This is a genomic window from Marichromatium sp. AB32 (genome assembly GCF_003718675.1).
GTDB lineage: Bacteria > Pseudomonadota > Gammaproteobacteria > Chromatiales > Chromatiaceae > Marichromatium > Marichromatium gracile.
Map to the genome: position 1 here is coordinate 22,570 of NZ_RHFJ01000041.1, position 8,700 is coordinate 31,269.

Annotated in this window: 6 protein-coding genes; 2 read left to right on the plus strand and 4 right to left on the minus strand. The window is 67.7% G+C overall.

All coding sequences use genetic code 11. The annotated features are described in order from the left end of the window. Positions 1-6: 6 nt before the first annotated feature. From EBL85_RS12345 to EBL85_RS12355, 3 genes are all read right to left on the minus strand, one after another. Positions 7-1,866: a DUF294 nucleotidyltransferase-like domain-containing protein gene (locus EBL85_RS12345; protein WP_123141163.1), complete on the minus strand. Its 1,860-nt coding sequence runs from the start codon at positions 1,864-1,866 to the stop codon at positions 7-9. A gap of 177 nt (positions 1,867-2,043) precedes the next feature. Beyond that, positions 2,044-3,849, minus strand: a complete 1,806-nt coding sequence (locus EBL85_RS12350) for a sodium:solute symporter family protein (RefSeq protein ID WP_123143060.1) — start codon at positions 3,847-3,849, stop codon at positions 2,044-2,046. Between the two features lie 12 nt (positions 3,850-3,861). Next, positions 3,862-4,119, minus strand: coding sequence for a DUF4212 domain-containing protein (locus EBL85_RS12355; RefSeq protein ID WP_123141161.1), 258 nt, complete (start codon positions 4,117-4,119; stop codon positions 3,862-3,864). Positions 4,120-4,662: 543 nt separating this feature from the next. Between EBL85_RS12355 and thrC the strand changes: the two genes are divergently transcribed. Then, positions 4,663-6,063 carry a threonine synthase gene (gene thrC, locus EBL85_RS12360; protein ID WP_123143061.1) on the plus strand — a complete coding sequence of 467 codons (1,401 nt, stop codon included), beginning with the start codon at positions 4,663-4,665 and terminating at the stop codon, positions 6,061-6,063. Then, the gene (locus EBL85_RS12365) at positions 6,060-7,634 is read left to right on the plus strand and encodes an alpha-isopropylmalate synthase regulatory domain-containing protein (protein WP_123141159.1); all 1,575 of its coding nucleotides are present in this window, start codon (positions 6,060-6,062) and stop codon (positions 7,632-7,634) included. Before thrC ends, EBL85_RS12365 begins: the two co-directional genes overlap by 4 nt. On the opposite strand, the gene EBL85_RS12370 is transcribed toward EBL85_RS12365, so the two are convergent. Next, positions 7,591-8,700, minus strand: a 1,110-nt coding sequence (locus EBL85_RS12370; RefSeq protein WP_148040544.1) for a DUF2339 domain-containing protein, incomplete at its 5' end; no start/stop codon positions are given. The two genes, EBL85_RS12365 and EBL85_RS12370, sit on opposite strands and share 44 nt — an antisense overlap.

Genomic DNA, 8,700 nt, shown 5'->3' on the forward strand with positions numbered 1-8,700 from the left:
GCGTCCTCAGGTGAAGCGGCCCGCCTGATGGCGTTGTCCGAGTGACTCCTGCATGGTGTTGATCAGCAGGAAGGCGTCCTTGAGATGACCGCGTTCGAGCGGCGAGAGCTCGTCGGGCGAGAGGAAGTTGTCGGCCTTGGTGCCGTTGCGCAGTTGATGGGCCTGGTGGCGCATGCGCAGGGTGGCGATGAACTCCGAGGCATCGACCAGATTGGCCGCGCCGTCGCGGCTCAGCGCGCCGCACTCGGCCGCCGCGCGTAGTCGCTCGCGGGTGTTGGTCTCGGCGAGTCCGGCCGAGAGCGCATAGACCCGTGCCAGATCGATGATCGGCACGGTGCCGCGATGCTTGATGTCGAAGGTATGGTCGTGGTCGCCGCCGTGGATCAGCACGATGTTACGGAAGAAACCGAGCGGCGGGCGGTACTTGAGTGCGTTGGCGGCCATGTAGGCGATGAAGATGCGGTTGGCGCGGGTGCGCTCGAGCATGCGCTGCTGCAGCGGCTCGAACAGGCCCGCCGGGTCGTGCAGCGGGCGCAGGTCGAAGAACACGCTGGCGAGCATCAGCGCCAGCGGCTCGGGTTTGACGATCCAGGTGGCGAAATAGTCGTGCCAGACCCGCAGTGGTTGGCGCCACTTGGGGTTGGAGGCCATCACGTCGCCCGGGCAGTAGATGAAGCCGCAGGCGTGCAGACCGTCGTTGACGAAGCGGGCGAGTGCGGCGAAGTAGGCGTCGTGCTCGGGGCCGGCCTCGTCGGCGAGCAGCAGGGCATTGTCCTGATCGGAGTGCGAGGACTGCTCGCGCCTGGCCTGGGAGCCGCCGACCATCCAGCAGTAGGGGACCGGCGGCGCGCCGAGTTCGGCCTCGGCCAGCTTTAGGAGGCGCCGGGTGATGGCGTCGGTGATGGTGCTGATCGCCTGCCCGGTCTGGTTGGCGGTGGCCCCGGCGGTGACCAGGTGGACCTGCAACTCGGGGATACGCGAGCCGATCTCCACCAGGGTCTCGAGGGACTCGGCGCGATGGATGTCGCCGACCAGATAGACGGCGTTGGCGCTCTGGAAGCGGGTCAGGTCGGTGCTCGAGACCAGTCCCATCACCCGCCCGCGCTCGATCACCGGGAGGTGATGGACGTTGAGCCGGGTCATGGTCAGCAGTGCCTCGAAGCCCAGGGTGTCGGGTTCGATGCTGTGCAGTCGCTCGGTCATGATCTCGCGCACCGGTCGCTCGCTCGACAGCCCGGCGGCGAGACAGCGACTGCGCAGGTCGCGATCGGTGATCATCCCCGCCAGGTGCTCGCCCTCCATGATCAGCAGCGAGGAGACGCGGTGCTCGGACATGATCCCCGCCGCCTCGCGGATGCTGGTCTCCGGGCCGGTGCTGATCGGTGCGCGGTTGATCATGCTGCGCACCCGTACCGTCATCAGTCCGGTGCCCGCCGGCGGGGTGTCGCACACTACGTCGAGGGCCTTGCGCAGGCGGTTGGAGATCGACTGCTCGAAGTGTTCGGCGAAGCCGGCATGGCGCTCGCGCAACGCCTGTAGTTCACCGCAGGGCAGGGCGTAGACCAGGGTGTCCTCGACGGCGGTGGCGCGGTAGTGATCGCCGTCGTCGCGACAGCGCAGGTCGTACAGATCGCCCTCGGCGAGCTTGCCGATCAGTTCGTCATCGTCGTTGCGCAGCTCGATCGCGCCGCGTCGCAGGATATAGAGCCGGGGGCTGTCCTCGTCTTCCGGCGGAAAGGCGCTGTCACGACGGAAATAGCGTACCTGGAGGCGGCGCGGAAGCTGTACCAGCGCCTCCTCGGGCAGCTGGTCGAAGGGCGGCCGGCCGGCGAGGAATTCCTGGATCTCGATCAGTTCGATGTCCATGGTCGATGTCCCGTGCCCGTGATCTGAGTGGCTCGGCCGGGTGGTTGGCGGCGTGCGCCGGCCCGGCGTTGTCGGTGTCCGTGCTGGGCCGCCCTGTCGCAGGATGCCGCGACAGGGCGAAAAAGCCCCGCCGAAGCGGGGCTTGAGTCAACGCTCAGGGATTGAGCGCGGCGTCCATCAATGGCCGCCGGCCTCGCCGGCGCCACGCGGGATGCGCACGTCCTCGACGAGGTGCTGGATGTGCTCCGGCGGCGGTGCCGTGAGCTTGGCGACGATGATGGCCACGGTGAAGTTGACCACCGCGCCGACCGCGCCGAAGGCGTTGGGCGAGATCCCGAAGAACCAGTCCTGACCCATGCCCATCTCGGGCATCAGGAAGGAGGTCCCGGGGACGAAGAAGATGCCCTTGTGCTGGAACACGTAGAGCAGGGTCACGGTGATACCGGCGATCATGCCTGCGACCGCCCCGGCCTTGTTCATCCGGGTGGCGAAGATCCCCATCATCAGCGCCGGGAACAGGGAGGAGGCGGCGAGCCCGAAGGCGATGGCCACGGTACCGGCGGCGAAGCCCGGCGGATTGAGGCCGAGATAGCCGGCGACCATGATCGCCACCAGCATCGACACGCGTCCGGCCATCAGCTCGTTCTTCTCCGAGATCTTCGGCATCATCACGCCCTTGAGCAGGTCGTGGGAGATCGCCGAGGAGATCGCCAGCAGCAGTCCCGCTGCGGTTGAGAGCGCCGCGGCCAGACCACCGGCGACCACCAGTGCGATCACCCAGGCCGGCAGGCCGGCGATCTCGGGGTTGGCGAGCACCATGATGTCGCGGTCGACCTTGACCATCTCGTTGCCGGCCCAGCCGTAGGACTCGGCCTCGGCGGCGAACTCGGGGTCGGCGTCGTTGTAGTACTGGATGCGACCGTCGCCGTTCTTGTCCTCGAACTGCAGCAGGCCGGTCTCCTCCCACTTCTTGAACCACTCGGGACGCTCGTCATAGAGCAGGTTGCCCTCGACGCTGCCGATCGGACCGATCTGGATGGTGTCCATCAGGTTGAGTCGCGCCATGGCGCCGACGGCCGGGGCGGTGGTGTAGAGCAGGGCGATGAAGACCAGCGCCCAGCCGGCCGAATAGCGCGCGTCACGCACCTTGGGCACGGTGAAGAAGCGGATGATGACGTGCGGCAGACCGGCGGTGCCGATCATCAGCGACAGGGTGTAGGCGAACATGTTCAGGGAGTTGCCCATGGTCTGGGTGGTGTACTCCTTGAACCCGAGGTCGGTGACCACCTGATCGAGCTTGTCGAGCAGCGACATGCCGGTGGCGACACCGTTCTGAATGTATTCGCTGCCGAGCCCCAGCTGGGGCAGCGGGTTGCCGGTGAGATTGAGCGAGATGAACACCGCCGGCACGGTGTAGGCGAAGATCATTACCACATACTGGGCGATCTGGGTATAGGTAATACCCTTCATGCCGCCGAGCACGGCGTAGATGGCGACGATGCCCATACCGATATAGAGACCGGTGTCGTAGGGCACCTCGAGGAAACGCGAGAAGGCCACGCCGATCCCCTTCATCTGGCCGATGACATAGGTGATCGAGGCGAGGATCAGACAGATGACCGCGACGATGCGCGCCGACTGCGAGTAGTAACGATCACCGATGAACTCGGGCACGGTGAACTTGCCGAACTTGCGCAGATAGGGCGCGAGCAGCAGCGCCAGCAGCACATAGCCGCCGGTCCAGCCCATCAGGAAGACGGATGCGCCATAGCCGTTGAAGGCGATCAGCCCGGCCATGGAGATGAAGGATGCCGCCGACATCCAGTCGGCGCCGGTGGCCATGCCGTTGGCAACCGGGTGAACGCCGCCGCCGGCGACGTAGAACTCGCCGGTGCTACCGGCGCGGGCCCAGATGGCGATGCCGATGTACAACGCAAAGGTCGCGCCGACAACGCCGTAGGTCCACATATCAAGAGGCGTCATGATCTGTGCTCCTTACTCTTCGCCGACGTCGAACTTCTTGTCGAGCCTGTTCATGTTCGCCGCATAGACGAAGATCAGTACCACGAAGGTATAGATCGAGCCTTGCTGGGCGAACCAGAAGCCGAGCTTGTAGCCCCCAAGGGAAATGGCATTCAGGGGTTCGACGAGGATGATCCCGAACCCATACGAGACCACGAACCAGATGGTCAGCAGTACCGCCAGCAGGCGTAGATTCGCCCGCCAGTAATCTGCCCGTTTTTCAGGTGTCATTTCGATGTCACTCCGTAATCGACAAGTGGATTGCGTAATTGCTCGGGGTGACGGGGCGTTGACCGGCAGCCGCGCGCAAGCACGGGCCCGATGGTCAGACCGCGACAGATGCCCCCTCATTCTCTTTCTTCTAGTGTGTGTGTGCCGTATCTGTCAGTTCAGGCGCACGCTTTGCATTGTCTGGTTGCCTTTGCCGCAATGTCAACGATTCGAAGTGACATCGGATTCAATGGTGATCATTGTGACGCGGGTGCAGCATTCATCACGGCACGCTGGTGATCGTGGCCGAGACCACGCCACGGTTGCCAAGCGTGGCCAGGTTTTTTACTCTCAACCATTTCCCCGGCGTTCGCTGGGAGCAGGGGACGGATTGCGCCGCGCCCGCTCCCCCGAGCACGCTCCGGGCACGCCGCCTCGCCACCACCGGGGTGTCTGCCCGTCTCGTCCATCGTCTCCCGACGCCTGCACGGAGCGCACGTCCGAGGCCGCGCGCGGGTGCCGGCGCCCGCTCGTCTACAGCAACCAGTCAATACAGAGAACGAGATGCACTACTTGAGTACCCGCGGGGGTGTCACCTCCATCGGTTTCGCCGACGCGGTCACCATGGGCCTGGCCACCGACGGTGGTCTGCTGGTTCCGGCCGAGTTGCCCCGGGTCGATGCCGCGACCCTGCGTGCCTGGTCGCAGTTGAGCTTTCAGGAACTCGCCCTCGAGGTGTTCACCCCCTTCGTCGGCGACGAGATCCCGCGCGAGGACCTGCGCGCGCTGATCGATCGCTCCTATGCCGGTTTCTCCCACCCCGAGGTCACCCCGGTGGTCGAGGCCGGCGGGGCGCGCATCCTCGAGCTCTTCCATGGCCCCACCGCCGCGTTCAAGGACGTGGCGCTGCAGTTTCTCGGCAATCTCTTCGAATACCTGCTGGCGCGTGACGGCGGTGAGCTCAACATCGTCGGCGCCACCTCGGGCGATACCGGCTCGGCGGCGATCTACGGGGTGCGCGGCAAGGCGCGCATCCGGGTCTTCATCCTCCACCCCAAGGGCCGGGTGTCGCCGATCCAGGCGCGCCAGATGACCACGGTGCTCGACGACAACGTGCACAACATCGCCGTCGAGGGGACCTTTGACGACGCCCAGCGCATCGTCAAGACGCTGTTCAGCGACCTGCCGTTCAAGCGCAGCCACCACCTCGGCGCGGTCAACTCGATCAACTGGGCGCGGATCCTCGCCCAGATGGTCTACTACTTCTACGCCTGGGGTCGGGTCAGCGGCGGCGATCCCGAGCGCGCGGTCAGCTTCTCCGTGCCCACCGGCAACTTCGGCGACGTCTTCGCCGGCTATCTCGCCCGCCGCATGGGGCTGCCGGTGCGCCGGCTGGTGATCGCCACCAACCGCAACGACATCCTCACCCGCTTCGTCGACAGCGGGGTCTACGCCGCCGAGTCGCAGGTCCACCGCACCCTCAGCCCGGCGATGGACATCCAGCTCGCCTCCAACTTCGAGCGCTATCTCTACTTCCTCCACGACGGCGACTGCGCACGGGTGCGCGCGCTGTTCGAGGGGCTGCGTGAGCACGGTCGCATCGAACTCGACGCCGAGCGCCACGCGCGGGTGCGCGCCGACTTCGACGCCCGCGCCGCGAGCGACGCCGAGACCCTGGAGCAGATCCGCGCCAGCTACGAGTGCGACGGCTATATCTGCTGCCCGCACACCGCCGTCGGCCTCCATGCCGCGCGTGGCATGGACGACGCCATCTGCCTGGCCACCGCGCATCCGGCCAAGTTCAATGAGGCCGTCGAGCAGGCGATCGGCCAGGGCGCGCCACTGCCGCTGTCGCTGCAGGGGTTGATGGAGCGCGAGCAGCGCTGTGTCGAGCTGCCGGCCACGGTCGAGGCGATCAAGGCCGAGATCGAGCGCACCCTCGCCGCCACGGGGGCGGGTGCATGAGCGAGTCGGCCGAACGCTATGTCCAGATCATGGACACCACCCTGCGCGACGGGGAACAGACCCAGGGGGTGTCCTTCTCGCCGGCGGAGAAGCTCAATCTCGCCAAGACCCTGCTCGAACAGGTGCGGGTCGATCGCATCGAGGTCGCCTCGGCGCGGGTCTCCAGCGGCGAGGCCGACGCGGTGCGTCAGATCCTCGGCTGGGCCGAGGGGCGCGGACTCGCCGAGCGGGTCGAGGTCCTCGGCTTCGTCGACCAGGGGCGCAGCATCGACTGGATCCGTGATGCCGGCGGACGGGTGCTCAACCTGCTGACCAAGGGCAGCGAGCGTCACTGTCACGGCCAGCTCGGCAAGACCCTGGAGCAGCACGTCGGTGATGTGCGCGCCTGTGTCGCCCGCGCCCAGGAGGCGGGGCTTGCCGTCAACCTCTATCTCGAGGACTGGTCGAACGGCTATCGCGACACCCCGGACTATGTCTATCGCTTCGTCGAGCAGCTCGCCGACAGCGGGGTGGGGCACTTCATGCTGCCCGACACCCTCGGGGTGATGACCCCGGAGCAGGTCGAGGCGGCGATCGCCGACATGGTCGCGCGCTTCCCCCGGCTGTGCTTCGACTTCCACCCCCACAACGACTACGGCCTGGCCACCGCCAACGTGCTCGCCGCCGCGCGCGCCGGGGTGAGCGCGCTGCACTGCACCGTCAACTGTCTCGGCGAGCGCGCCGGTAATGCCTCGTTGGCCGAGGTCGCGGTCAACCTGCGCGATCAGCTCGGCTATCGCACCGGCATCGACGAGACCCATCTCGCCCGCGCCAGCGAGCTGGTCGAGTACTTCTCGGGCAAGCGCATCGCCGACAACGCGCCGATCGTCGGCGCCGACGTCTTCACCCAGACCGCCGGCATCCATGCCGACGGCGATCGCAAGGGCAGTCTCTACCACTCGCGGCTCTCGCCCGAGCGCTTTGCCCGGCGACGCAAGTACGCGCTCGGCAAGCTCGCCGGCAAGGCCTCGCTGGCGAAGAACCTCGAACGACTCGACATCGAGCTCTCCGAGGAGCAGCAGCAGACGGTGTTGCGCCGTATCATCGAGCTCGGCGACTCGAAGAAGACCATCACCACCGAGGATCTGCCCTTCATCATCGCCGAGGTGCTGGAGAGCAAGGATTACGACCATGCCGAGCTGCTCGCCTGCTCGGTGGCCTCGACCATGGACCTGGAGTCGACCGCGAGCATCAAGGTCCGTATCGAGTGCGACGTCTATAACGCCGTGGGCAGCGGCAACGGTGGCTTCGACGCCTTCATGAGCGCGCTCGCGCGGGTGGTGAAGAAGCGCGGCCTGACCCTGCCGCGGCTGACCGACTACGAGGTGCGCATCCCCAAGGGCGGGCGCACCGATGCCCTCACCGAGTGCAGCATCGTCTGGCAGACCGACCTGGGCGAGCTACGCACCCGCGGGGTACATGCCAACCAGGTGTTCGCCTCGATCGCGGCGACGCTGCGCATGCTCAACATCGTCATCCACCGCGCACTCAAGCAGGCGGCGGCTGCCGAGTCCGCGACGACGGGCGACTGAGCCCTGTCTCGTCGGCTGTCGTCGCGCGCGGCGGCAGCGGCGTCAGCCAGCCGATCCCCATCATCAGCCCGCCGACGGCGAGGAAGGAGACGATGCGCTCCACCCCGCCGCGCGCGGCCAGATCGATCGCAAACAGCTTCACCACCGCCAGCGTCAGCACCGCCGCCGCGCCGAACCAGAGCGCGCGCGAGCGCCAGCGCCGCGCCCCCAGCAACAGCGCCACCGCGCACAGCCCCCAGCTCACCGACAGCACCATCTGCGTCGGTGCCGAGTCGAGCAGCGCCGCCACCCGGTAGTCCACCCCCCAGGCATGGTGCAGCGCGCGCAGCAGCACCAGATTGAGCCAGCCGAAGCCGAGCACCCCGAACAGCGCGGTGACGGCTCGCCGGCCCGGCGCGCCGGGGGCGATCAGCCCGTGCGTCTCGAGCGCGCGCCACCAGCGCCACAGCGCGACGAGCACCAGCGCGGTGACGAGATCGAGCGGGTTGACGAGCGGCAGCCGAGGCCAGGGCGCGCTACCGCCGGCGATCCCGGTCGACCAGATCGACCAGATCATCAGCCCGAGCGCGAGCGGCACGCCGAGCGCGCCGACATGGACCCGCGCCCAGGTCAGCGGCCAGGGTCGCGCCCGCGTGGCCAGCAGTAGCGCCACGGCCGGGAGCAGCGCCAGCGCCGCGGCGTGCCAGCCGGGGGCGGGCTGGTGCGCGACCAGCGCCCACCACAGCCAGCCCCAGTCGAGCACCAGCAGGGTCGTCAGCCCCTGGGCGAACAGGCCCCAGCCGATTCGCGGGGCGAGTGCGCGGCGCTCGACCCGCCACAGCAGCAGATAGCCGAGGCCGACGAAGGCCGGCCAGGCGAGCGCGCCGCCGGCGCCGAACGGTTGCTCCAGCCGCTCGGCGCTGGCCGCCAGCGCGACCAGCCCGAGCAGCGGCAGCCCGCCGAGCAGGGCGTCGAGTCGCGCCCAGCGCAGCCGGGTGGCGGCGAGTTCGGCGAGCAGCGCGCCGAGCAGGGTATAGCCGATGAGTCGCGCCGGCAGCACCGCGCCGGGGTCGAGGCGCCACAGCTC

Excerpts from the sequence above, each read along its gene's own strand:
- EBL85_RS12355 (WP_123141161.1), bottom strand. The coding sequence starts at position 4,119 with ATGACACCTGAAAAACGGGCAGATTACTGGCGGGCGAATCTACGCCTG.
- EBL85_RS12345 (WP_123141163.1), bottom strand. The coding sequence starts at position 1,866 with ATGGACATCGAACTGATCGAGATCCAGGAATTCCTCGCCGGCCGGCCG.
- EBL85_RS12365 (WP_123141159.1), top strand. The coding sequence starts at position 6,060 with ATGAGCGAGTCGGCCGAACGCTATGTCCAGATCATGGACACCACCCTG.
- EBL85_RS12350 (WP_123143060.1), bottom strand. The coding sequence starts at position 3,849 with ATGACGCCTCTTGATATGTGGACCTACGGCGTTGTCGGCGCGACCTTT.
- thrC (WP_123143061.1), top strand. The coding sequence starts at position 4,663 with ATGCACTACTTGAGTACCCGCGGGGGTGTCACCTCCATCGGTTTCGCC.